This is a genomic window from Limnohabitans sp. TS-CS-82 (genome assembly GCF_002943475.1).
Genome location: NZ_PTQX01000010.1, coordinates 92,622 through 115,845 on the forward strand (window position 1 = coordinate 92,622; position 23,224 = coordinate 115,845).

The window sequence follows — 23,224 nt, forward strand, 5'->3', positions numbered from 1 at the left end:
ATTAACTTAAAAACAAGAATCTTTTGCCAATTCGCAAAAATCAGGTTTTAGTTCATCAAACCGGCAGGACGTGCAGTGGGAGGCACCAAAGCAGGCACGCCTTCCCAAGCATCGCGAATTTCGCGCATCAAACCATGGATTTCATCCAGAACGGTGATGTCGTTGTGCGCATTCACATGGAACAAACGACGGGTCACATAGCTGTACAACTCATTGAGGTTGTTGGCCAAGTCACCGCCTTTTTCAAAGTCCAAAGCGCCTTGCAAACCAATCACGATGCGACTGGCACGGGCAACGGCCTTGGACTTTTCTGCGATGTTGTTGTGTTGGATATGGCCGCGAGCGGTAGACAAGCTCTCCAGCAAGCCATCAAACAACATTTGAATGAGCTGCACATTGTTAGCCGTGGCTACGCCTGTGGTGACTTTGACATTGCCGTAACTTTGAATGGCACGCATGTTGGCTCGCATCTGATTAGCTCCTGTGTTTCTCTGGATGACACAGACAGTATCGGAAGGGTGGCCAAAAACTTGAGAGATTTGATGAGAAGTTCATGCGTATCTTTAAGCCGTCTTGGCGTCAGCGGCCACAGGCGGGTTGAACGGCACGTCGGTCACCGTGTCGGTGGCCAAATCTTGCCGCTGCTGGTCCTCGTACGCCTGCACATGCTCCAAACCTTGGTTTAAAGCGTTGCCGCCTTCGAGTACCTCGGCTTGGCCAGTTTGATCGGTCAAGGCCAAAACTGCATCGCCGGATGCGTCGGCCTCATCGGGCTGGCCTGGACGCTTGAATAAAAACTGAGAATACGGCGTGTCATTGGGAATGTTGACACGCTGGTACATCATGTCCACCACACTGTCGATGGTCTGCTTCAAGCGGGACAACACGTCTGGGTCTGGATTTTTGGCGTAATCGCCACCGTATTCACGGGCATTGCGGTAAATGCTGCCCAAATGCTGGGGCGGCAACCACGACTGAATGTGACCGCGCGCTGTTGAAATTTGACGCTCCGAGTTGGGCACGCGGTTTTCAATGCCCGCGGCATCGTCTACGCCATCTTGGAATGTGGCAGTGATGTGTGCGCGCAAGATGGGCTCGTAATGGGGGCGCAACGCCTCGATCAAATTGGGGTCAAAGCCCTCAACTTGCTTGCCGTTCATGGCGTCCCACAGCTTTTTACCTTCTAGGCCGCTGAACAAAATATCGCTGGGTGGCGTAGGCTCTGCTGGTGTCTCGGTGACAGGCTGTGCATGGGCGGGGTTTTCGTACAACTTGGCCAACTGGTTGACCTTGTCGATCAAATACAGCGTGAGAATGACCAACAGCAGCAGCACCCAAGCCACCACATTCATCATGAAGTTACTCATGCGCGTCTCCTAGCCGCGGGTTGATCGGCCTCCGACCCTTCCACTTTCAAGGTGCCACGCAACTTTTTGACCACCGATGACAAAATTTGGCTCACCCGAGATTCGCTGACCCCCAAGGTCTCGCCAATTTCTTTGAGGTTGAACTCTTCCACGTAATACAACTGCATGACCAACTGTTCGCGCTCAGGCAATTGCGCAATGGCGTCGGTCACCGCATCCATGAACTGCGCTTCTTCCACGATCACATCGGGTTGCTGCGACGAATCGTCGGCAATGCTCATCACCTCTTCGGTGACCACTTCCATCGAATAGGTTTCAAAACGCTTGGCTTTGCCGCGTTCTTTGTGAAACTCTTCGAGGTCTTTGCCCATGTAATCGGCAATTTCCGCTTGGCTAGGCGCACGGCCTAACTCGGCAGCCAAGGCGTGCACCGTGGTGTTGTGCTCTTTGTTGAACGCCACCGCAGAACGCGGCAAGAACGACAAGCGACGCACCTCGTCCAGCATGGCGCCACGCACACGGCTATGCGCAAAGTTTTCAAACTCGATGCCTTTGACAGGGTCAAACGCGCGCGAAGCTTCCAGCAAACCGATCATGCCGACTTGAATCAGCTCATCGAGTTCCATGAAAGCCGGAATGCGCGCCTTAAGGTGCAGCGCCACACGCTTGACCAAGCCAAGGTGGGCCAGCACCAGGTCTTCGCCTTTGGGGGCGCAGGCTTTGTACATATTGACGGGTGAACGCGGGCTCATGATTCAGACGAACTGTTTTGCATCAGACGCTCCATGAAAAATTGCATGCCGCCCGACGGATGGTCGATGGGTCGCAAATGGGTGCAGGCTTCGGCCAAACGCATGTAGTCACGCGATGCGGCGGTGCCGGGGGCCAGCTCCAGCACCGATTGGTATTTTTTAAGGGCCCGCAATACCATCTCGTCGCTCTCGATGGAGGTGAGGTAATGCACCGACTCGCCCAAGAAACGCACGCACACGTCGTTCAGTTTCTTGTAGAGCTTCCAGCCTTCGGCTTGGGTGTTGACCATGTTGGGCAACAAATAGATCTCGTCGAGGCCCATTTCTTTGGTCAAAATTTTGATGGTGCCGTAAGCATCGGCAATCGACGAAGGATCGTCTTTGACCACGATGAAGCGGCGCTGACACGCCGACAAAAACGACAACACCGAAGGCGAAATGCCGGCCGCCACGTCAACGATCAAATAGTCGACATCGTCGGTCAGGGCGCCAAACGACTGCACGATGCTCGCCGCTTGAACCTGGCTCAACCCGGCCAACTCTTGCATACCCGAAGCGCCTGGGATCAGCTTGATGCCTTGGCGGGTGGTGATCATGATTTCAGGCAAGGTCTTTTGACCTGCCAAAAAGTGCCCCAAGTTGTACTCGGCGCGGGCACCGAGTGCGATTTGTGCGTTGGCCAAGCCGAGGTCGGCGTCAAACAACATGACGCTGAAGCCCATTTGGCGCAAGGCCACCGCCAAGTTGATGGAGGTGGTGGTTTTGCCCACCCCGCCCTTGCCGCTGGCGATGCCGATGATTTCAGTTTTACGGTGCTTACTCATGGGTCAGGCCTGTGGTTTCGGGTTTAAAGCGGGCGGCAATTTGTGCCAGTTTAGAGCTGGCCAAGTCGTTCAAGGCGGCGTTGCGCGCTGCATGAGGGTGATCTTCCACCTCTGGCAGCGGCAGGTTGTCCAAGGCGCGCTTGACCAAATCGGTCATCGCCACGTCTTGCACCAAGTCTGCAGTGCGGTCGCCTGTGCTGGCCACCGACACGCCCAAGGTTTGCTCGGTCAAGAACTGCAACAAGGCCCAAGGTTGGTTGGACTCGTCGAGCTTACTCAACATCAATGACGCCCAAGTGTTGTCGGTGTTTTCAAACACGCGGCGCAAGTTGGCAGCAGACGCATCGGCGGGCACCACGGCGTGGCACTGCACTTGCAGGTTCATGCTGCGCAGGTCGGCCAAGCGCTCGTTCATTTGCACGCCGGGAGTGTCGATCAAAATCAACTGGCGGGTGCTGTGCTCTTCGAGCAACAGCTTCAAGGTGGCGGCATTGGTGGCGCGGAAGCTGTCCACACCCGACTGGGCGCTGAGCAACTGGGTTTGGCTCCAAGCGCCAGCGCGTTGGTCGTGAAAGCTGATCACCACCACTTGTTCGCTGCCGTGGACGAGCGCGGCATTTTGGGCCAAGCGGGCAATCATCAACGACTTGCCAGCGCCTGAAGGACCGGCCAAAGCGTGCACGCCAGACAGTGGCGCCGCGGCAGACTCTTGGCCCACGGCATGGCTGAGTTGGCGTTGCAAAGCACCCATGGCGTCGGCCATGTTGTCGTGGTCTTTGATGCAATCCATCAACAAAGCGCGCAAAGCCACAGGAATGGGGGCGTCGTTCAACGCATCACGCAAGGGCGACAAAGCAGCAGGCAACGGCACGCTGCCTTGCCAAGCGGCCATTTGTTGACCGAGTTTGAATTCGCGGCGCAAAGAAGCCAGTTCTTCGCGGACCAAGGCGACGATTTCGCGACCGCGCAAGGCATCGTGCACGTCTTCGGCGTGTTGTGTGGATTCTTTGACAGGGCTGACGGTTTGAGGTGCAGAGACTTTGGCCATGGGTTTGGCCACGACTTGAGGCTTGACTTCAATCAGGGGCTGAGCCACTTGGGTGGCTTGGCGCTCGCGGGATTCGCGTTTGTTTTGGTCAATCGTTTGGCCCAACAACACATCAAACTTGCCAGCAGGCGCTTTGGATTTCGAGAAATCGCTCTTGATGAACGGCTCGGCTTCCTCTGGCGTCAAAGGCGACAAGTCCACAGCCACGATCAACTCCGTCAAGCCATTGACTTGGCTGCTGGAGATGATCAGCACATCGGGGCCGTACTGAGCCACAGCCTTTTCGTTGGCTGCGCGGGCGTCGCGGGCGAGGATTCGTTTCAGTTCCATAGGTCAGCTCACTCTGTCTTATTTGTTGTTGTCGGGTTATCGGCTTTTGGCATCCACGGTGTGGATCACTTTGACGGCCTGATCGTCCGGAATTTCGCTGTAAGACAGCACAGTCAAATCGTTCACGCGGAAACGGGCAGCTTTGGACAGCCAGCCACGAATCACAGGGGACACCACCAACACAGCGGGGTGACCCATTTCTTCTACCGTGCGTGCACCTTCGCGCAAGCCGGCAAACAAGTTCTCAGACAAACCGGGTTCCATCACCACGGCTTGGCCAGGTTGGCTTTGTTGCAAGACGTTATGCAACAACTGTTCCAGCGAAGGCTCCAAGGTCATCACTTGCAAGCCACTGTCGGCATCGACCAAGCTTTGCATGATCATGCGACCGAGCTTGGGGCGAACCATGGCGGTGAGTTGCTCAGGGTCTTGGGTGCGAGTGCTGGCTTCGGTCAAGGCTTCGGCAATCGTGCGCATGTCACGGATCGACACCGATTCCGACAGCAAATTCTGCAACGTGCGTGTCAAGATACCGAGCGACAACTTGCCGGGCACCAAGTCTTCGACGATCTTGGGCGACTTGGCTGCCAATTTATCCAACAGTTGTTGGGTCTCGTCGTGGCTCAACAAGTCCGAGGCGTTTTCGCGCAGCACTTTGTTGAGGTGGGTAGAAATGGCGGTGGCCGCGTCGACCACGGTGTAGCCCAAGGTGCGGGCTTGGTCGCGTTGCGAAGGCTCAATCCACACTGCTTCCAGACCAAACGCGGGTTCGCGGGTGGCGATGCCTTCGAGTTGACCGTACACATGACCGGGGTTGATGGCCAATTCGCGGCCCACTTTGACTTCGCCTTTGCCACGCACCACGCCTTTGAGCACGATGTTGTAAGCGTCTGGGTCGATGTTCAAGTCGTCACGGATGCGCACGGGCTGCACCAAGAAACCGAGTTCAGCAGAGAGCTTTTTACGCACGCCTTTGACGCGCGTCATCAATTCGCCACCGGTATCTACGTTGACCAAAGGAATCAAGCCGTAGCCAATTTCCAAGCCAATCAAATCGACTTGGTCCACATCGTCCCAATCGAGTTCTTTGGGCGCTTCGGGGGCGACGGCATCTTTGACAGCTTGTTCAGCCTGTTCGTCTTGCACTTCGCGGGTGATGATCATGAGTCCCAAGCCCGCGGCGGCGGCAGACAAGGCAATGAACATCAGGTGCGGCATGCCGGGCACCATGCCCAAGATCAACAAAATGACCGAAGAAATAAACAAGGCGCTGGGATTGGCCAATTGGTCAGACGCTTGCTCAGAGATCGACTCAGCGGTTGTCACGCGGGTCACGATGATGGCGGTGGCCAGCGACAGCAACAACGATGGAATTTGCGACACCAAGCCGTCACCAATGGTCAACAGGGTGTAAATCTTGCCGGCTTCGGCCACAGGCAGGTCATGCTGGGCCACGCCAATGATCAAACCGCCGACCAAGTTGATGATCAAAATCAACAAACCAGCCATGGCGTCACCGCTCACGAATTTAGAAGCACCGTCCATGGAGCCGAAGAAGTCAGATTCTTGGGCCAACTCAGCGCGGCGCTTTTTGGCAGTCTCTTGGTCGATCACGCCAGCGTTCAAGTCGGCGTCGATGGACATTTGTTTACCAGGCATGGCGTCCAAGGTGAAACGGGCGTTCACTTCAGACACGCGGCCTGCACCTTTGGTCACCACCACAAAGTTGATGATCATCAAAATCGAAAAGATGATGAAGCCCACCACGTAATTACCAGCAATCACAAACTCACCGAAGGCCTGCACCACTTTGCCAGCGGCATGGCCGCCTTCGTGGCCGTTGACCAACACCACGCGGGTCGATGCCACGTTCAGCGCCAAGCGCAACATGGTGGCAAACAGCAGCACGGTGGGGAATGAAGAAAATTCGAGCGGCTTGCGGGTGCCGATGGCGATCATGATGACCACCAAGCTGATCAAGATGTTGAAGGTGAACAAAAAGTCCAGCAACAACGCAGGCAGCGGCAAAACCAACATCGACATGATGACGAGCACCACCACCGGAATACTGAGTCCGGAGAGGTCAAATTTCGACAAGTTGTGTCGAATCGTTGACAGAGTGAGAGTGCTCATTGATGAAATCCAGTTGAATTGGAACGTTTAGTCGTCTTTTCGTCCCTGATAAAACATCGGGGACATGTTCACTAAGCAATCGATGTGCCAACTCAATCTGACACCGACGTGGAAGCTGACGAGCAGCGGCAAGATGTGACCTGTCACGGTTTTTGCTTAAGTCATAGGCAAACTCGTTTTAAAGCACACATGAACCTGTCCAGCTACCTTCAAATGCCACCGGCACCTCCCGTGCCCCAAAGCCTCTCCACCAGCGCCACACAAGGGCTGGCGGCGGGGGTGCGGGCCGACGCGGGAACCAACGCAGGGCAAGACTTCGCCAACATCATGGCCCGCCAGTTCCAGCGGCTGTCCGCCTCGGAGCGGCCAAGTTTTGCCGCTGAAACGCCGCCTAGGCCCGAAATCAGCGCCCAAGCCGACCAAACACAGCGGGCGCAATGGGCCACCAACACGTCGTATGCCACCCAACAACGCTTGAACGACGACCGCCAACAAGCGACGTCCCGCGATGCCCAGGCCAATCAAGACGTGGCGCAAAGCCAAGACCGAGCAGGCGACACAAATAAGAGCGACGCTGACAAAAGCGATGCGGAAAAGAACACCGCCGAAAAGAGCACGGATGAAAAGCGCGCCGAACAACGCGCACAAGCGCTGCGTGATGCAGCCAGCGCCAAAGCCTTGAATGCGGCCGATGCCACGCTATTGGCGCAAGTCGCCATGATGGCCATGCCGCCCGCCGCGCCAACCCAAGGTGCAGCCCCCACCCCCTCCGAAGCCTCGCTGTCTTTGCGCACGATCGCGCTCAGCCCGCAAATGCACATCATCACCGCGCCCAGCGCCACGCCCAACGCAGAGAGTTTGACGGCGTTTGCCAAATCCATGGGCCTAGACGAAGCTGCGATTCAAAAGCTACTCGGCGATGGCACGGCTAACCCAGCCACCACTGGCGTACTCGCCGGACAAGCCACCCCTGCGACGGACGCAACAGATCCATTGCTGCAAACCTTGAACACCGCTTTCGCAGGCATGCCCGCAGCAACAGCCACGACGCCCGCCCCCGTCCTGCCATCGACAACACCAACCTCTTCAGCAGCGACACAATTGGCCGCTTTAGGGCTTTTGCCTGATTCAAACTCAGCCACTGCTGTCGCGTCCGCACAAACTGATTTGCCGCTCATGAGCCGGCCATCTGCCACGGCATCTGCCACGGCATCGGCATCGGCATCGGCATCGACCACGATGGCGGCTACCAGTCCCCTGAGCACCGCGCCACAGCAGCCTGTCCAACTGGGCTTGAGCGCCGCCGAGATGGCGTCGATCCAACAAATTCAAATCACCATCGCGGCACCCGCTGCCGCGCCGGTGGCTTCGTTACAAAACATGGCCATGACCACTTCGGGTGCCGCAGCCTCGCTCAGCACACCATCCAGCACGCTGGATGCCTTGTCCTTGCTGGGCGGCAACGTCACCGAGCAGAGCATCAGCGATTTGGTGGCACAGTTCTCGCAAAACACCGCAGGCGGCGACGATGCGCAGCAGCAACCCTCGTCAGGCAACAACGGCGGTCAAGGTTTTGCCCAAGCCTTGGCACAAACCACCGCCCCTGCACAAACAACGAACGCAAACGCCACATCGCAAGTCGCCACGACAACGCCCATGAGCGAGGTGTACGACCAGTTGAGCGACAAAATGGCCACCGAAATGGCCGCCCGCATGCACAAGCAGCTCAGCGATGGCGAATGGAAAATGAAATTCGGTTTGCGCCCTGCCCATTTGGGTGGCGTCGAAATTCAGCTGGAAATGAAAGACGGCAAACTCAACGCCGTGTTCAGCGCCGAAAACCCACTCACACGCGACCTGTTACAAAACAGCAGCCAGCGCTTGCGCGATGCACTTGAAAACTTTGGCATTCATGCCGGTCAAATGCACATCGGACAAGACCGCGGCAACGCACAACAAAACCCATCTCGCGGTTCATCAAAACCGTCTCAAGTTGGTGACAATTCATCATTGCAAGTCAAGGGCAGCGACAACGTGGCCAACGCCACCGAAACCCGCAACAAGGCCAATGCGTCCTTGCTTGACCTGTACGCCTAAACACGCATGACAATCTAATAACAGGAGTAAACCCCATGTCCAGCGCACCCGCAGCCGCAGCAGCCCCCGCCGAAGAAGGCGAAGTCAAGCCGAAAAAGAAAAAGCCAATCTTATTGATTTTGGTGATCGTCTTGTCGCTCATCATCCTGATCGGTGGCAGTGTATTTGGCACCTTGTTCATGTCTGGCTACTTTGAGCACAAGAGCGAAGCCGCCGCCCACGACAAAGTCGACGAGCTCGAAAAAGCCGCCGAAGAAGCGCATGGCGCCGCACCTTCTGGCCCCTCTAAGGTGAAAAAAGAGTCGGAGACCACGCGCTTTGAAAACACGTATTTGCAAATCGACAAAGAGTTCATGACCAACATCACGGGCAGTAAAAAAGTGATGGTGGTGCAAATCGCCGTCATGACCCATTACGACAGCCGTGTGTTTGACAACGTCAAAAAGCACGAGTTCGCCGTGCGCTCAGCGGTTCTGGACGTGATGCGTCAAAGCACCGAAGCCGACATTGCCAAGCCAGAGTTCCGCACCGAGCTGGCTGCCAATATCAAAAAAGTCATGAATGCAATGCTGATGAAGTACGAAGACTTCGGTGGCATTGAAGACGTGTTCTTCACCTCATTTGTGATGCAGTAACGCACAAGTCCATGAAATCCAACCTGCTCTCGCAAGAAGAACTGGCCGCCCTCTCTGAAGGTGTGCGCGACGGTTCGATCGAGACCGACACCGGCTTTAACACCCGTGTTCGGGTTCGCAAGCACGACCTCGCCAGCGAAGACAGCAGCTTAGGCGTGAACGTTTCGTCGGTCGACATGATCAACGAGCGTTTCATCCGTTTGTTCCGTCTGGGCTTGCTCGAAGTGCTGCGTACCAGCCCGCGTGTGAACCCCACCCGCGTGCAGATCTTGAAATTTGGCGATTACCTCAAAGGGCTGAAGCCACCGCTTTCGGTCAACATGGTTCGCATGAACCCGCTGCGCGGTAACTCGGTGATCATCATCGACCCCAACGTGGTGTTCAGCTCGCTGGACAGCTTCTTTGGTGGCTTTGGCAAAGGTGTGGGCGAGCTGCCCTCGGGCCGTTTGTTCACGCCCACCGAAAGCCGCATCATCAAAATTATCTTGGAGGTGTTCTTTCGCTCACTGACAGAAGCTTGGGGGCCTTTGTTGCCCATCGAGTGCGAGCATGTGAGCTCTGAGATCAACCCTCAATTTGCACAAATTGCCGATGAAAACGACTTGGTCGTGCTGAGCCGCTTTGAAGCCGATGCCACGGCCAGCGGCGGCAAAGGCTTCATCGATTTGGTTTACCCCTACTCGTCGCTCAAGCCCGTGCGCGAACTGCTCAGCAGCCGCGTGCAAAGTGGCGAAGGCAACGAAGAGTCCGACAAGATTTGGCGTCGCGACTTGGCTGCGGCCGTGGGTGACGCCAAACTGGAATTGGTGGTCAACATGGGCGAAGTCAAAACCACGTTGCACCACTTGAACAACTTGCAAGAAGGCGATTTGCTCTTCTTTAAGAAAGACGAGACGGCGCTGATGACCACCAGCGGCGTCCCCACCTTCCACGTCAACGTGGGAACACGCGGCTCACAAGTCGCCGTTCAAATCGACCACGAACACGTACACGGAAAAATCTGAGACAGGACTTTCAAATGACTGATAACACTGACGACCAAACCCACGAACTCGACGAAGACGCCCAAGCGGGGCTGGCCCAAATGTTGGCTGGCAACGCGGAGCCCAGCTTGGAAGACTTCAAACCGAGCATGCCCGGCAACATCAACCCCGAGATCTTGCAAAACATTTCGGTCACCTTGTCCATCGAGGTGGGCCGCGCGCAAATCAAGATCAAAGACCTGATGCGTTTGACCCAAGGCAGCGTGGTCGAGCTCGACCGCATCGCTGGCGAACCACTGGACTTGCTGGTCAACAACTCGGTGGTTGCCCAAGGCGAAATCGTGCTGGTCAACGACCGCTACGGCGTGCGCCTGACCCGCGTGGTGCCCTCTTCGGAACGCCTGAAGCTGATTTAATTCACTTTGCTCCCTCCGCTTCAAGCGGCCAAAAAAATGCCTGCAATTGCAGGCATTTTTCTTGGGGGGCAGAAACCGTGATCAGTTCGCGTTGATCTTGCGACCGTTCAAAGGCTGCACAGGACGTGCATTGCGCTTGAAGGGGAAGTCGATGACTTGCTTCTTGCCAATGTCGACGGGCGTCTTCAAGATGTAGAAGTTCACGCCTTCGGTACAAGGTGGCGTGGTCAACGAACCTTCGTAGTTGTAATGGGTCAACGCAGCGGGCACCAAAGTAGCTGGGTCGAACTTGGCTTTCTCAGGCTTGACTTCGGGGCCTTCTGATTTGGGTGCGTTGTTCCAAAGCGTTTGAATGGACGCGTTATCTTTGCCTTCGTTGAGCAACACGCCCAACACAGCCAACTTGCCTTCGGCATTTTTGTGCACAAAGTGAGCGACCATGGCCATCGGCTTGCCGTCAATTTGCTCTTCGCTGGGGCGGTGGAAGTGGAATTGCAACAGGTTGTAGACGTCTTTGTTGATCTTCAAAGTGCTGCCTGGCTCCACGTTCACTTGGATGGTGTGGCCGTTGTTCAAGATTTTCAGCGGGCCTTCTTTGTACGCCACCGTCAACACATCTTTGGACTTCGCAAAGGGGCCCGTGATGTTCAAAGGCGATTGCTTGGTGCCCGTGCCGCAAGTGGGGAACTCGTCGCCCCATTTTTCTGGGCCCATCTCACCCTCGTACGCCCAATGCACGGCATGGTGACCGTCTTTTTTGGCATGCACCGGCTCTTTGGCAACGGCACAGTCCGCCAACACTTTGACTTTTTGTCCAGCAGCGACCAAGGCGTTTTGCGCAGCGCAAATGGTTTTGAGGCGCGAAGCGACTTCCGCCATTTCAAGGGATTTTTCAAAAGCCGAAATGGTTTCTGGATCTTTCGCACCACGGGTCAACAAACGCAAAGCGCCCAAGCCCAATTGACGATCACTGGTCATCGGGCCTTTTTGGGCTTTGATAAACGCGTCGTACTCTTCCAACACCACGCCGTTGCTGAACGCATCTTTAACGGCGGCCAATTCAGTCACGGCAGGCTGCATCTCTTTCAGCTCGTCTTTGGCTTCTTCCAGCTCTTTGGTGAGTTTTTCCAACTCTTCTTGCGCCTCGCTCATGCCCTCGCTGGCCTCGGTCAGCTCTTTGACAACATGAGTTTTGGCGCTGTAATTCATGTAAGCAAACGCCGCAGCGCCCGCCAGCAACAGGCCTAGGACAATTTCGAGAATCAGACGTAGGTATTTTTTCATGGCCATTCACTTGAAGGGGTGCATTGATAGATGTCCTTGAGACCAGCGCGCGGCTTCTCTCAAGGCAGGTGCATGCATATCGGCTCCAAGTCCACAAAGCTTTAATGCACGGTTGAGCCGGCGAATTATGGCCGCTGGGTTGGCAAGGGGCTGCGAATTACAATGGTGGTCTTATCAACAGCCTCTGGATCAACACCATGAACCGCTGCACTTTGCCCCACGGGGAGGCGCTCGCATGAGCCCCAAAGTCTTCATCAAAACCTTCGGTTGCCAAATGAACGAGTACGACTCGGACAAGATGGCCGACGTCTTGGGCGCGGCCCAAGGCTACGAAAAAACCAACGACGTCGAACAAGCCGACTTGATCGTTTTCAACACCTGCTCGGTGCGTGAAAAAGCGCAAGAAAAGGTGTTCTCGGACCTCGGTCGCATTCAGCACTTGAAAGCCAAGGGCGTCAAAATTGCCGTCGGCGGCTGCGTGGCCAGCCAAGAAGGCGACGCCATCATTGCCCGCGCACCTTATGTGGACGTGGTGTTTGGCCCCCAAACCCTGCACCGCTTGCCCGATTTGCTGAACCAACGCGAATCGCTCATGCGCCCGCAAGTGGACATCAGCTTTCCCGAGATCGAAAAGTTCGACCACCTGCCCCCTGCGCGCGTCGAAGGCGGCACCGCCTACGTGAGCATCATGGAAGGCTGTAGCAAATATTGCAGCTACTGCGTGGTGCCCTACACCCGTGGCGAAGAAGTGAGCCGTCCGTTTGACGACGTGTTGGTGGAAGTGGCCGGTTTGGCCGCGCAAGGCGTGAAAGAAGTCACGCTCTTGGGCCAAAACGTGAACGCCTACCGTGGCGTGATGGGCAACACCGCCGAGATTGCTGACTTTGCGTTGCTCATTGAGTACGTGGCCGAAATTCCTGGCATTGAGCGCATCCGCTACACCACCAGCCACCCCAACGAATTCACTCAGCGCTTGATCGACGCCTACGCCAAAGTGCCGCAACTGGTGAGCCATTTGCACCTGCCTGTGCAGCACGGCAGCGACCGCATCTTGATGGCCATGAAACGCGGCTACACCGCCATGGAATACAAGAGCACGGTGCGCAAACTGCGCGCCATTCGCCCAGACATGGCGATGAGCTCAGACTTCATCGTGGGCTTCCCCGGCGAAACCGAAGAAGACCACCAAAAGCTGATGAAGCTCATGGACGATGTGTACTTTGACAACTCGTTCAGCTTCATCTTCAGCCCGCGCCCTGGCACCCCCGCCGCCAACCTGCACGACGACACGCCCCACGCGGTGAAGCTGCGCCGCTTGCAAGAAGTGCAAAAGGTGATCAACGACAACATGCACGCCATCAACGTGCAACGCGTGGGCACCGTGCAACGCGTGATGGTGGACGGCTACTCCAAGAAAGACGCCAACGAGTTGCGCGGCCGCACCGAGTGCCACCGCATCGTCAACTTCCCCGCAGGGCCGAACCCTGAGCGCTTGATGCACCAGTTGATTGATGTGAAAGTGACCGAGGCCAACCCGCATTCATTGCGGGGTGAGGTGGTGGTGAAGTAAGCGACGAGCTTGCGATCAACCCCAGCCAACGAGTCGCCTTTGTGCGACTCGTTGTCGTTTGGGCTTGTATAAACTGAGTTCAACCATAGAGAACCTGCCCATGAAAGCCGAACACAACGAGCGCGTTACGCGCATTGGCCCCCACACCCCCTGCGGCAATTTGATGCGCCACTATTGGCAGCCTGTGGCCTTGGTGGATGAGTTCAACCCCGCGCTGGACCCGCGCATGGGCATTCGCCCCGTCAAGGCGGTGCGCGTTTTGGGCCAAGACTTGGTGCTGTTCAAAAACGCGCAAGGCGAGTTTGGGTTGCTGGACCGCGACTGTCCGCACCGAGGGGCCGATTTGTCGTTTGGTCGCAACGAGGGCGATGGGCTGCGTTGCCCATTTCACGGCTGGAAGTTTGATGTGTCGGGCCAGTGCGTACAAACACCCGCCGAGCCCACAGGCAGCAAGCTGTGCCAACACGTCAAGCAACGCAACTACCCGCTGGTGGAGCGCAGCGGCATTTTGTTTGGTTGGTTCGGCCCCGAAGACAGCACGCCGCCGCCCTTTCCAGCGCTGGACTGCTTCACCGCGCCCAGCACCCACACGTTTGCGTTCAAAGGCCTGTGGCAATGCAATTGGCTGCAAGCGTTTGAGGTGGGGGTGGACCCCGCACATGCGTCGTTCTTGCACCGGTTTTTCTCGGACGAGTCGCTGGACGACACCTACGGCAAGCAGTTCCGCGGCGCAAGTGCGGGCGACATCAACGGCGAGCGCTGGCCCATGACCAAAGTCATGCGTGAGTTTGACCAGCCCAAAATCACCACCCAGCCCATGCCGTTTGGCATGCGCCTGACCGCGCTGCGTCCGATGACCGAAGCCCTCACCCATGTGCGGGTGACCAACGCCATTTTTCCGCACACCTTTGTGATTCCGCTCTCCGAGACCATGACCATCACGCAAATGCATGTGCCCGTGGACGACACGCACACGTATTGGTACTCGGTGTTCACCAGCTTTGCAGGCCCAGTCGACAAAGAGGCCATGCGCAACCAGCGCCTCAGCGCCATCGACTTGCCCGACTACATCCCCAAATCAGGCCGCCACAACAACTGGGGCTTCGACCCCGAAGAGCAAAACACCCGCACCTACCTGGGCATGGGCGAGCACGACATCAACGTGCACGACCAATGGGCCTGCGAAAGCATGGGCCCCATCCAAGACCGCACACGCGAGCACTTGGGCACCAGCGATGTGGCCATCATGGCCAACCGCCGCAATCTGCTCAAAGCCATTGACGATGTGGAAGCGGGCAAACTGCCCATGGGCTTGGCGCAGCCCGACATTGCCGCCCAACGCATGGGCCCCAATACAGTCGACGGCATCGCCCCCGCGCAAGATTGGGAGAACTGGTGGCAGCACGCCGTGGCCAGCAAACGCGCCAACGCCCCGTGGGATGCGGCTTTGCCTGAAAGTCAATCGTGAGCGAAGCCAAGCACGACGCCCTCGCTCACACCGCGCGTCTGATTGAAAGCAGCGGCTTGGAACTGGTGCGTTTTGCGTGGTGCGACACGCACGGCATGCTGCGCGGAAAAACGCTGACGGCCAAAGCGGCTGTGAACGCCTTGCGCAGCGGCGTGGGCATGGTGAGCACCTTGATGCTCAAAGACACGTCTGACCGCACGGCGTTCAAAGTGTTTGAAGCGGGCATGGCCGATGAGTTGCCGGGCTTTGAGTTCGCCAGCAACTTGCTGTTGATGGCCAACCCCGAGAGCTTTCACGTTCTGCCTTGGGCCGAGAAAACTGGTTGGGTGCAATGCCAACCCGTGTTTCAAAACGGCACGCCCGTGCCCTTTGACACGCGCCGTCAACTGCAACACGCCCTCGGCTTGCTCGCGCAACAGGGCTTGGGCATGGTCTGCGGTTTGGAGGTGGAATTTCACATCTACCGCCTGAAAGACCCCACGCACGGCCACGACCTTGACCCGTACACCGCCGCTTGGCCAGGCCCCAGTCCTGAGGTGAGCTTGATTCACCCAGGCTACAACTTGTTGTCCGAGCACTGCTTTGACATGAGCGAGGAGCCGCTGCGCATCGTGCAACACACGGCGCAAGCGCTGGGCTTGCCGCTGCTGTCGCTGGAGATTGAACTGGGCCCCAGCCAAGTCGAAGCCGTGTTTGACGCGACCGACGCGCTGACCGCCGCTGACAACATGGTGCTGTTTCGCAGCGCCGTCAAACAAGCCTTGCGCCGCGCGGGCTACCACGCCACTTTCATGTGCCGCCCGCCCTTTGCACACATCATGTCCAGCGGTTGGCATTTGCACCAATCGTTGGTGGCGCTGGACACAGGCCGCAACGCCTTCATGCGCGACGCCCCCGCACCGCACACCCAAGCCACAGAGGCGCGCCACACCTTGTCGGACCTAGGCACCCACTATTTGGCGGGCTTGCTGCAACACGCACGCGGCATGACCGTGATGTGCACGCCCACGGCCAACGGCTTCGGGCGCTTCCGGCCCAACGCTTTGGCACCACAGTCCATCGTGTGGGGACGCGACAACCGAGGAGCCATGCTGCGCGTGGTGGGCCAAGCGGGCGATGGCGCGACGCGTATTGAAAACCGTTTGGGAGAGCCCGCGGCCAACCCTTATTTGTACATGGCCTCGCAAATTCACGCCGGTTTGTCTGGCATGCGCCAGCAACTGATGCCGCCCGCAGCCACCGAAGCGCCCTACGCCGAACTGGCCGATGACAGCAGCACGCGCATTCCCAACACCTTGGGCGATGCCTTGGCCGCGCTGCAAGCCGACACGGCGATGGGGCAAGGCTTTGGCGCCGACTTTGTGCGCTACTACAGCCGCATCAAAGCGGCAGAGCAAGCGCGCATGGACGCGGCAGAAGACCAGTTAGAGTTTCAACGCCGCGAGTACTTCGGGCGTATTTGATCCACCCAACGCCGCCACGACCCTGGCGCAGTGAGACCCACATGATTGAACTTGTTATTTTTGAAAATGCGGCCGACACCCAAGGCACAACCATCACCGCCAAAGCCGGCCAAACCTTGATGAAAGCTGCGTTGGCGGCCGACATTGAGGGCGTCGCCGCAGATTGCGGAGGCACCCTCACCTGTGCCACCTGCCATGTGATGGTGCGTGAACCTTGGTTGAGTCAATTGCCCGCCATCACGGATGACGAAGACGGCATGCTCGACTTTGCCGCCTGTCCACGCCAGGCAAACAGCCGTTTGTCGTGTCAGATCACGCTGACCGAAGGCATGAACGGCATGCAGATCGATTTGCCGGCCAGCCAATATTGAAGATGCGTCACACGGTCTGGGCCGGGCCAAGCCGTGTGGGGGCAGAGAGTGAGGGCTTAATGTGCGGGTTTAGCGCATGCCGGGGAAGCCGCCACCGCCCATGCCAGGCATGCCCTTCATGCCGCCTAGCTTTTTCATCATCTTCATCAAGCCGCCGCCGCGCATCTTTTTCATCATGTCTTGCATTTGCTCAAATTCTTTGAGCATGCGGTTCACGTCTTGCACCTGAACCCCCGCGCCTGCTGCAATGCGGCGTTTGCGGGTGGCTTTGATGAGGTCGGGTTTGCTGCGCTCTTGCGGCGTCATGCTGTGGATGATGCCTTGCTTGCGGCCGATGTCTTTTTCAGCGCGCGTCAAATCGGCTTCACTGGCTTTGGCGGCCATTTGCGTGGGCAATTTGTCCATCAAGCTGGACAAACCACCCATTTGGCGCATTTGCTGAATTTGGGCCAAAAAGTCGTTGAGGTCAAAGGCGTCGCCACGTTTGACCTTGTCGGCCAACTTTTGCGCGGCTTGCATGTCCACACCCGCGGTGACTTGCTCGACCAAGGCCAAGATGTCGCCCATGCCCAGCACGCGACCGGCGTGACGTGCGGCATCGAACAACTCCAAACCATCGAGCTTTTCGCTGGTGCCCGCAAACTTGATGGGCGCACCGGTGATTTGACGCACCGACAGCGCAGCACCACCGCGTGAGTCGCCATCGAGCTTGGTGAGCACGATGCCCGTCAAAGGCAAAGCTTCGCTGAAGGCCTTGGCGGTGTTGATCGCGTCTTGACCTTGCATGGCGTCGACCACGAACAGGGTTTCAACAGGGTTCAACACGCGGTGCAGGGTTTTGATCTCGGCCATCAAGGCTTCGTCAATGGCCAAGCGACCGGCGGTGTCGACCAGCAACACATCGAAGTAATGCTTGCGGGCGTAGTCGAGGGCGTCGCGGGCGATGTCTTCGGGCTTTTGGTCGGGGGAGCTGGGGAACCACTCGGCACCGGCTTGAGCGGTCACGGTTTTGAGCTGCTCAATCGCCGCAGGGCGGTACACGTCACCCGAGACGGTCAGCACTTTCTTTTTGCGCTGGTTGATGAGCCAACGCGCCAGCTTGGCGGTGGTGGTGGTTTTACCGGCGCCTTGCAAACCGGCCATCAAAATCACGGCGGGGGGTTGCGCGGCGAGGTTCAAGTCGCTGACGCCTTCGCCCATGGTCGCGGTCAACTCTTGGTTGACGATGGCGACCAAGGCTTGACCGGGCTGCAAAGAGCCCACCACTTCTTGGCCCAGCGCTTTTTCTTTGACACGGGCGATGAAGTCGCGCACCACGGGCAAGGCCACGTCGGCTTCGAGCAAAGCCATGCGGACCTCGCGCAACATGTCGGCCACGTTGCTCTCGGTGATGCGGGCTTGACCGCTGATCTGTTTGACGAGGCGCGAGAGTTTGTCGGTCAGGGCTGAAGCCATATAAAACCCTTGAATGGGAGAGGTGAAGGAGTCAAGCAAAACGCTAAACTTGTCGCATGATTTTAGCCAGCGACTCCTCCGTCACTCTGTGGCTCAGCCTCTTGACCGCAACGGCTTATGCGCTGACGGCGTTGATCGGCCCGCGTTTGGCACTGCGCCAAGGCCATCGGCTGCTGTGGGCGCCTTGGACCCTGCACGGTTTAGGCTTGGTGTTTGCGCTTTTTGGGCCGCAGTCTGAGGGCTTGCGCTTTGGCTTCGCGCCCGCGCTGTCGGTCACCGCTTGGCTGATGTTGACCTTTTATGTGTTGGAGCAGCACTGGTTCCCCCAACTGCGCACACGCTGGACACTGACCGGCTTAGGCGCCGCGGTGGTGTTACTCGCGGCCCTCTTTCCTGGCACGCCGCTGCACACGGCGGCATCGCCTTGGTTGCCCCTGCATTTGGCGCTGGGCGTTGCGTCGTATGGTTTGTTTGCCGCCGCCGTGGTTCATGCATGGATGATGACGCGCGCTGAGAAAAGCATGCGCATGGCCACCACAGACACGGCTGTGGGTTTGCCGCTTTTGACCCTCGAACGACTCACCTTCCGTTTTGTCAAAGCCGGATTTACTTTGCTCACCGCCACACTGGCGGCGGGCTGGTTGTTTGGCGACAGTTTGTACGGCGCCAAAGCGGCATGGCGCTGGGACCACAAAACCGTGTTTTCTTTACTGTCATGGTTCACGTTTGCCGTGCTGTTGGTGGGGCGCAACCGCTTTGGCTGGCGGGGTCGCAAAGCCGTGCGGGTGCTGTACATCGGTGCGGGTTTGCTACTGCTAGGCTATGCGGGTTCGCGCTTTGTGCTGGAAGTCGTGTTGGGACGCGTGGCATGAAATACCTCATTTGGCTGGTCATCGTGTTTGCTGGCATTTGGTGGCTTCGCCAGCAACGCCAAACGACCTCTGGCGACACACCCGAGAAGACCACCAAAGCCTCACGCTCTAAGCACGGTGGACCACAAGTGATGGTGCCCTGCGTCCATTGCGGCGCCCATGTGCCAGAAGCTGACGCCGTACAAGGCAAGCAAGGCCTGTATTGCAGCGCGGCGCACCGGCAGCGCCAAGAAGGCTGACACATGCCTGCTGACACCACGTTGTGGCGCGCCGGTTGGTACAACTTCGCACAACACACGCCCTCCCCCAACTTTGGACCGCGCCCATCAGACGTGCGTCCTGACTTGATGGTGATCCATTCCATCAGCTTGCCACCCGGTCAATACGGTGGTCCAGAAGTAGCCGCCCTCTTCACCAACACCTTGGATTGGGACGCGCACCCTTACTTTGAAAAGATTCGAGGCATGGAAGTGTCGGCGCATTTTTTCATCCGCCGTGACGGTGCCTTGATTCAGTTTGTCAGTTGCGACGACCGAGCTTGGCATGCGGGCAAGTCGCAGTATTTGGGGCGTGACAACTGCAACGACCATGCCATTGGCATTGAGTTAGAAGGTTTGGAAGGCCAAACGTTTGAGCCCGAGCAATACGACACGCTCAGCAGCCTGTGTGCGGCGATTGCCCAACACTACCCCGCACGACACATAGCAGGTCATGAACACATTGCGCCCGGACGCAAACAAGACCCAGGTTCAGGCTTTGATTGGCCACTTTTGCGCCGAAGTTTGGGCTGGAAAGCACAATTTTTTCCGAAAAATATTTTTCTTTAGTCAGATCCTAAAAAAATATCAGAGCGCTTTAAGTTGCACAGAGTTTGTGCACCCACCCAGCAACTTAAGACAGCATGGGCATTCGCAGCCCAAAGGATCTCAAAAGCCGCTTGAGATCAAGATATTTTCTAAAAATCCCCATCGATATTGGCCCCACGCAGCATGCTCAGATGCCCCATGGATGGGCATGAATTTTCATACAATAAAAATGAATACCAATACATACAAAAACACTACCGGTAGTGTTTAGACGCAGCACCAAACACCAGATATAGTGTGTGGTGTTGGCACAGAGGTCTCATCAAAAGACACTGTGCAGCAGGTTTTGAATGCGCGACACAGCTCGCCCCAAGACCCACGCCACTGAACCCCAAGCAAGGAAGAACAACGATATGCAAACAGCAGAACACACCCCCACCGGGGCCGCTACGCAACACGCTCCCATGGCGCAAGATCGCGCCGTGACCGACACCCACAACAGCTTGAATCACTACCAAATCATCCGTCGCAATGGCGCCGTGGTGCCTTTTGAGCCGGCCAAGATTGCCGTGGCGATGATGAAAGCGTTCTTGGCGGTGCACGGCACACAAGGCGCCGCCTCTGCCAGCGTGCGCGAAACCGTCGATGTCTTGACCCAAAACGTGGTGCGCGCCTTGATGCGCTCACGCCCAGGCGGCGGCACCTTCCACATTGAAGACGTGCAAGACCAAGCTGAATTGGGTTTGATGCGCGGTGGCCACCACGAAATCGCGCGTGCCTACGTGCTCTACCGCGAGCGCCGCACACAAGAGCGTGCGCACACCAAAGAACAAGCCGCACCGGCAACCCCTGAACTGCATGTGATCGATGACGGTCAACGCGTGCCGTTGGATGTGCCACACCTGCAACGCCTGATCAACGACGCCTGCGCGGGCTTGGGTGCTGACGTCAAACCCGCACCGATCTTGGCCGAGACCATGCGCAACCTGTACGACGGCGTGCCCATGGACGAGGTCTACAAAGCAGCGATTTTGGCCACACGTACCCTGATCGAAAAAGACCCTGACTACACCTACGCCACCGCACGCTTGCTGATGCACACCATCGCCAAAGAAGTGTTGGGCAAAGAAGTGCTGCACGCCGACATGGGCCAACACTACGCCGAATACTTCCCACAGTTCATCAAAAAAGGTGTCGAGAACGACTTGCTCGACGACAAGATGCTGCAGTTCGACTTGGAGCGCTTGGGTCAAGCCCTCAAAGCCGACCGCGATTTGCAATTCGATTACCTCGGCCTGCAAACGCTGTATGACCGCTACTTTTTGCACGTGCGCAAAACACGCATCGAACTGCCACAAGCTTTCTTCATGCGCGTGGCCATGGGCCTGTCGCTCAACGAAATCGACCGCGAAGCCCGCGCGATTGAGTTCTACGAAGTGCTGTCATCGTTTGACTTCATGTCGAGCACACCCACGTTGTTCAACAGCGGCACCTTGCGTTCACAGCTCTCCAGCTGCTACTTGTCCACCGTGCCTGACCACTTGGACGGCATTTACGAGTTGATCAAAGAAAACGCCTTGCTCTCTAAATTTGCGGGCGGCTTGGGCAACGACTGGACCCGCGTGCGCGCTTTGGGCAGCCACATCAAGGGCACCAATGGCGAATCACAAGGCGTGGTGCCATTCTTGAAGGTCGTCAACGACACCGCTGTGGCGGTGAACCAAGGCGGCAAGCGCAAAGGCGCTGTGTGTACCTACCTCGAAACATGGCACTTGGACATCGAAGAGTTCTTAGAACTGCGCAAGAACACCGGTGACGACCGTCGCCGTACGCACGACATGAACACCGCCAACTGGATCCCTGACTTGTTCATGCGTCGCGTGATGGAAAAAGGCGAGTGGACCTTGTTCTCGCCTTCTGACGTGCCTGATTTGCACGATTTGTTCGGTGCGGCCTTCGAAAAAGCCTATGTAGCCTACGAAGACAAAGCCAAGCGCGGCGAAATCAAGCCCAGCAAAACCGTGCAAGCCACCGACATGTGGCGCAAGATGCTGACCATGCTGTTTGAAACAGGCCACCCATGGATCACCTTCAAAGACCCATGCAACGTGCGCTCACCTCAGCAACACGTCGGCGTGGTGCACTCGTCCAACCTGTGTACCGAAATCACGCTGAACACCAGCGACACCGAAACTGCGGTGTGTAACCTGGGCTCGGTCAACTTGTCGCGTCACTTGAAAGACGGGGCCAATGGCAAAGAGCTCGACCACGACAAACTCAAGCGCACCATCACCGTGGCGATGCGCATGCTCGACAACGTGATCGACATCAACTACTACGCCGTCAAAAAAGCGCGTGACTCGAACCTGCGTCACCGCCCTGTGGGCATGGGCATCATGTCGTTCCAAGACAGCTTGTACGCCATGCGTGTGCCCTATGCGTCGCAAGAGGCCGTCGAATTTGCGGACCGCTCGATGGAAGCTGTTTGCTATTACGCCTACTGGGCGTCCAGCGAATTGGCCAAAGAACGTGGCAAATACGCCAGCTACAAAGGCTCGCTGTGGGACAAAGGCATCTTGCCTCTGGACTCCATCGACTTGCTCACCGAAGCCCGCGGTGGCTACTTGGAGATGGACCGCTCCAAGACCATGGACTGGGACGCACTGCGTGCCAAGATCGCCCAAGACGGCATGCGCAACTCCAACTGCGTGGCCATCGCGCCCACCGCCACCATCTCCAACATCATTGGCGTGGACGCCTCGATCGAACCCTGCTTTGGCAACTTGTCCGTCAAGTCCAACCTGTCTGGCGAATTCACTGTCATCAACAGCTACTTGGTGCGTGACTTAAAGCGTCTGGGTTTGTGGGACGACGTGATGGTCATGGACCTGAAGCACTTCGACGGCTCACTGCGCCCCATCGACCGCGTGCCACAAGAGATCAAAGCCTTGTACGCCACGGCATTCGAAGTGGAACCCACTTGGTTGGTCGAAGCTGCGTCACGTCGCCAAAAGTGGATTGACCAAGCGCAATCGCTCAACATCTACATGGCGGGCGCGTCGGGCAAAAAGCTCGACGAGACCTACAAGCTCGCTTGGTTGCGTGGCTTGAAAACTACTTACTACCTCCGCACCTCCAGCGCGCAACAAGTTGAGAAATCAACTGTACAAGCCGGCTCACACAACGCTGTGTCTTCGGGCCCAGCAGCAGGTGGCATGAGTGCACTCGAAGCAGCTGCCGCTGCAGCGCAAGCGCAGATGAATGCCATCCCCGCCACTGACATCAAGTTCTGCGGTGTGGATGATCCCACCTGCGAGTCCTGTCAGTAATTTGCAATTGCACAACAAAAA

20 protein-coding genes are annotated in these 23,224 nt (G+C 57.3%); 12 read left to right on the plus strand and 8 right to left on the minus strand.

Going from position 1 to position 23,224, the window contains the following annotated elements; all coding sequences use genetic code 11:
• Window positions 1-47 precede the first annotated feature (47 nt).
• From fliS to flhA, 6 genes are all read right to left on the minus strand, one after another.
• Window positions 48-470: a flagellar export chaperone FliS gene (fliS, locus tag C5F52_RS18750; RefSeq protein WP_104799883.1), complete on the minus strand. Its 423-nt coding sequence runs from the start codon at window positions 468-470 to the stop codon at window positions 48-50.
• Window positions 471-563: 93 nt separating this feature from the next.
• Window positions 564-1,367 (minus strand): hypothetical protein, encoded by an 804-nt coding sequence (locus C5F52_RS18755; RefSeq protein WP_146100123.1) that lies wholly within the window; start codon window positions 1,365-1,367, stop codon window positions 564-566.
• A complete protein-coding gene (gene fliA, locus C5F52_RS18760; protein WP_104799885.1) occupies window positions 1,364-2,119 on the minus strand; it encodes an RNA polymerase sigma factor FliA in 756 nt (251 codons plus the stop codon). The genes C5F52_RS18755 and fliA overlap by 4 nt, the downstream gene beginning before the upstream one ends.
• Entirely contained in the window at window positions 2,116-2,943 is an 828-nt protein-coding gene (locus C5F52_RS18765) for a MinD/ParA family protein (RefSeq protein ID WP_104799886.1), read from the minus strand. Before C5F52_RS18765 ends, fliA begins: the two co-directional genes overlap by 4 nt.
• A complete protein-coding gene (locus tag C5F52_RS18770; RefSeq protein ID WP_104799887.1) occupies window positions 2,936-4,321 on the minus strand; it encodes a hypothetical protein in 1,386 nt (461 codons plus the stop codon). The genes C5F52_RS18765 and C5F52_RS18770 overlap by 8 nt, the downstream gene beginning before the upstream one ends.
• A 36-nt stretch (window positions 4,322-4,357) precedes the next feature.
• Window positions 4,358-6,454, minus strand: a complete 2,097-nt coding sequence (gene flhA / locus C5F52_RS18775) for a flagellar biosynthesis protein FlhA (protein WP_104799888.1) — start codon at window positions 6,452-6,454, stop codon at window positions 4,358-4,360.
• Between the two features lie 189 nt (window positions 6,455-6,643).
• Here flhA and C5F52_RS18780 point away from each other — a divergent pair, with 189 nt between their 5' ends.
• The 4 genes from C5F52_RS18780 to fliN are packed head-to-tail and all read left to right on the plus strand — an operon-like array spanning window position 6,644 to window position 10,585.
• Window positions 6,644-8,551, plus strand: a complete 1,908-nt coding sequence (locus C5F52_RS18780) for a flagellar hook-length control protein FliK (RefSeq protein WP_104799889.1) — start codon at window positions 6,644-6,646, stop codon at window positions 8,549-8,551.
• A 35-nt stretch (window positions 8,552-8,586) separates the two neighbouring features.
• Window positions 8,587-9,186: a flagellar basal body-associated protein FliL gene (gene fliL, locus C5F52_RS18785; protein WP_104799890.1), complete on the plus strand. Its 600-nt coding sequence runs from the start codon at window positions 8,587-8,589 to the stop codon at window positions 9,184-9,186.
• 11 nt (window positions 9,187-9,197) lie between these two features.
• Window positions 9,198-10,190, plus strand: coding sequence for a flagellar motor switch protein FliM (gene fliM, locus C5F52_RS18790; protein ID WP_104799891.1), 993 nt, complete (start codon window positions 9,198-9,200; stop codon window positions 10,188-10,190).
• Window positions 10,191-10,204: 14 nt separating this feature from the next.
• Window positions 10,205-10,585 (plus strand): flagellar motor switch protein FliN, encoded by a 381-nt coding sequence (gene fliN, locus C5F52_RS18795; RefSeq protein WP_236657920.1) that lies wholly within the window; start codon window positions 10,205-10,207, stop codon window positions 10,583-10,585.
• A gap of 81 nt (window positions 10,586-10,666) precedes the next feature.
• Here fliN and C5F52_RS18800 read toward each other — a convergent pair whose 3' ends face one another.
• Complete coding sequence (locus C5F52_RS18800; RefSeq protein WP_161499733.1) at window positions 10,667-11,869, minus strand: carbonic anhydrase; 1,203 nt, start codon at window positions 11,867-11,869, stop codon at window positions 10,667-10,669.
• Between the two features lie 235 nt (window positions 11,870-12,104).
• On the opposite strand from C5F52_RS18800, the gene miaB reads away from it, so the two are divergent.
• From miaB to C5F52_RS18820, 4 genes are all read left to right on the plus strand, one after another.
• Window positions 12,105-13,439, plus strand: a complete 1,335-nt coding sequence (gene miaB, locus C5F52_RS18805; protein WP_104799893.1) for a tRNA (N6-isopentenyl adenosine(37)-C2)-methylthiotransferase MiaB — start codon at window positions 12,105-12,107, stop codon at window positions 13,437-13,439.
• Window positions 13,440-13,539: 100 nt separating this feature from the next.
• Window positions 13,540-14,907, plus strand: a complete 1,368-nt coding sequence (locus C5F52_RS18810) for a Rieske 2Fe-2S domain-containing protein (RefSeq protein ID WP_104799894.1) — start codon at window positions 13,540-13,542, stop codon at window positions 14,905-14,907.
• The gene (locus tag C5F52_RS18815; RefSeq protein ID WP_236657921.1) at window positions 14,904-16,370 is read left to right on the plus strand and encodes a glutamine synthetase family protein; all 1,467 of its coding nucleotides are present in this window, start codon (window positions 14,904-14,906) and stop codon (window positions 16,368-16,370) included. The genes C5F52_RS18810 and C5F52_RS18815 overlap by 4 nt, the downstream gene beginning before the upstream one ends.
• A 41-nt stretch (window positions 16,371-16,411) precedes the next feature.
• The gene (locus tag C5F52_RS18820) at window positions 16,412-16,741 is read left to right on the plus strand and encodes a 2Fe-2S iron-sulfur cluster-binding protein (RefSeq protein WP_104799896.1); all 330 of its coding nucleotides are present in this window, start codon (window positions 16,412-16,414) and stop codon (window positions 16,739-16,741) included.
• A gap of 69 nt (window positions 16,742-16,810) precedes the next feature.
• Here C5F52_RS18820 and ffh read toward each other — a convergent pair whose 3' ends face one another.
• On the minus strand, window positions 16,811-18,196 hold the full coding sequence (ffh, locus tag C5F52_RS18825; protein ID WP_104799897.1) for a signal recognition particle protein: 1,386 nt from the start codon (window positions 18,194-18,196) through the stop codon (window positions 16,811-16,813).
• A gap of 56 nt (window positions 18,197-18,252) precedes the next feature.
• Between ffh and C5F52_RS18830 the strand changes: the two genes are divergently transcribed.
• The 4 genes from C5F52_RS18830 to C5F52_RS18845 all read left to right on the plus strand — a co-directional run bounded on the left by C5F52_RS18830 (window position 18,253) and on the right by C5F52_RS18845 (window position 23,203).
• The gene (locus C5F52_RS18830) at window positions 18,253-19,068 is read left to right on the plus strand and encodes an inner membrane protein YpjD (protein WP_104799898.1); all 816 of its coding nucleotides are present in this window, start codon (window positions 18,253-18,255) and stop codon (window positions 19,066-19,068) included.
• Window positions 19,065-19,307 carry a PP0621 family protein gene (locus C5F52_RS18835; RefSeq protein ID WP_104799899.1) on the plus strand — a complete coding sequence of 81 codons (243 nt, stop codon included), beginning with the start codon at window positions 19,065-19,067 and terminating at the stop codon, window positions 19,305-19,307. The genes C5F52_RS18830 and C5F52_RS18835 overlap by 4 nt, the downstream gene beginning before the upstream one ends.
• 3 nt (window positions 19,308-19,310) lie before the next feature.
• The gene (gene ampD, locus C5F52_RS18840) at window positions 19,311-19,895 is read left to right on the plus strand and encodes a 1,6-anhydro-N-acetylmuramyl-L-alanine amidase AmpD (RefSeq protein WP_104799900.1); all 585 of its coding nucleotides are present in this window, start codon (window positions 19,311-19,313) and stop codon (window positions 19,893-19,895) included.
• A 392-nt stretch (window positions 19,896-20,287) separates the two neighbouring features.
• A complete protein-coding gene (locus tag C5F52_RS18845; RefSeq protein ID WP_104799998.1) occupies window positions 20,288-23,203 on the plus strand; it encodes a ribonucleoside-diphosphate reductase subunit alpha in 2,916 nt (971 codons plus the stop codon).
• Window positions 23,204-23,224 lie beyond the last annotated feature (21 nt).

Excerpts from the sequence above, each read along its gene's own strand:
- fliS (WP_104799883.1), bottom strand. The coding sequence starts at position 470 with ATGCGAGCCAACATGCGTGCCATTCAAAGTTACGGCAATGTCAAAGTC.
- C5F52_RS18755 (WP_146100123.1), bottom strand. The coding sequence starts at position 1,367 with ATGAGTAACTTCATGATGAATGTGGTGGCTTGGGTGCTGCTGCTGTTG.
- fliA (WP_104799885.1), bottom strand. The coding sequence starts at position 2,119 with ATGAGCCCGCGTTCACCCGTCAATATGTACAAAGCCTGCGCCCCCAAA.
- C5F52_RS18765 (WP_104799886.1), bottom strand. The coding sequence starts at position 2,943 with ATGAGTAAGCACCGTAAAACTGAAATCATCGGCATCGCCAGCGGCAAG.
- C5F52_RS18770 (WP_104799887.1), bottom strand. The coding sequence starts at position 4,321 with ATGGAACTGAAACGAATCCTCGCCCGCGACGCCCGCGCAGCCAACGAA.
- flhA (WP_104799888.1), bottom strand. The coding sequence starts at position 6,454 with ATGAGCACTCTCACTCTGTCAACGATTCGACACAACTTGTCGAAATTT.
- C5F52_RS18780 (WP_104799889.1), top strand. The coding sequence starts at position 6,644 with ATGAACCTGTCCAGCTACCTTCAAATGCCACCGGCACCTCCCGTGCCC.
- fliL (WP_104799890.1), top strand. The coding sequence starts at position 8,587 with ATGTCCAGCGCACCCGCAGCCGCAGCAGCCCCCGCCGAAGAAGGCGAA.
- fliM (WP_104799891.1), top strand. The coding sequence starts at position 9,198 with ATGAAATCCAACCTGCTCTCGCAAGAAGAACTGGCCGCCCTCTCTGAA.
- fliN (WP_236657920.1), top strand. The coding sequence starts at position 10,205 with ATGACTGATAACACTGACGACCAAACCCACGAACTCGACGAAGACGCC.
- C5F52_RS18800 (WP_161499733.1), bottom strand. The coding sequence starts at position 11,869 with ATGAAAAAATACCTACGTCTGATTCTCGAAATTGTCCTAGGCCTGTTG.
- miaB (WP_104799893.1), top strand. The coding sequence starts at position 12,105 with ATGAGCCCCAAAGTCTTCATCAAAACCTTCGGTTGCCAAATGAACGAG.
- C5F52_RS18810 (WP_104799894.1), top strand. The coding sequence starts at position 13,540 with ATGAAAGCCGAACACAACGAGCGCGTTACGCGCATTGGCCCCCACACC.
- C5F52_RS18820 (WP_104799896.1), top strand. The coding sequence starts at position 16,412 with ATGATTGAACTTGTTATTTTTGAAAATGCGGCCGACACCCAAGGCACA.
- ffh (WP_104799897.1), bottom strand. The coding sequence starts at position 18,196 with ATGGCTTCAGCCCTGACCGACAAACTCTCGCGCCTCGTCAAACAGATC.
- C5F52_RS18830 (WP_104799898.1), top strand. The coding sequence starts at position 18,253 with ATGATTTTAGCCAGCGACTCCTCCGTCACTCTGTGGCTCAGCCTCTTG.
- C5F52_RS18835 (WP_104799899.1), top strand. The coding sequence starts at position 19,065 with ATGAAATACCTCATTTGGCTGGTCATCGTGTTTGCTGGCATTTGGTGG.
- ampD (WP_104799900.1), top strand. The coding sequence starts at position 19,311 with ATGCCTGCTGACACCACGTTGTGGCGCGCCGGTTGGTACAACTTCGCA.
- C5F52_RS18845 (WP_104799998.1), top strand. The coding sequence starts at position 20,288 with ATGCAAACAGCAGAACACACCCCCACCGGGGCCGCTACGCAACACGCT.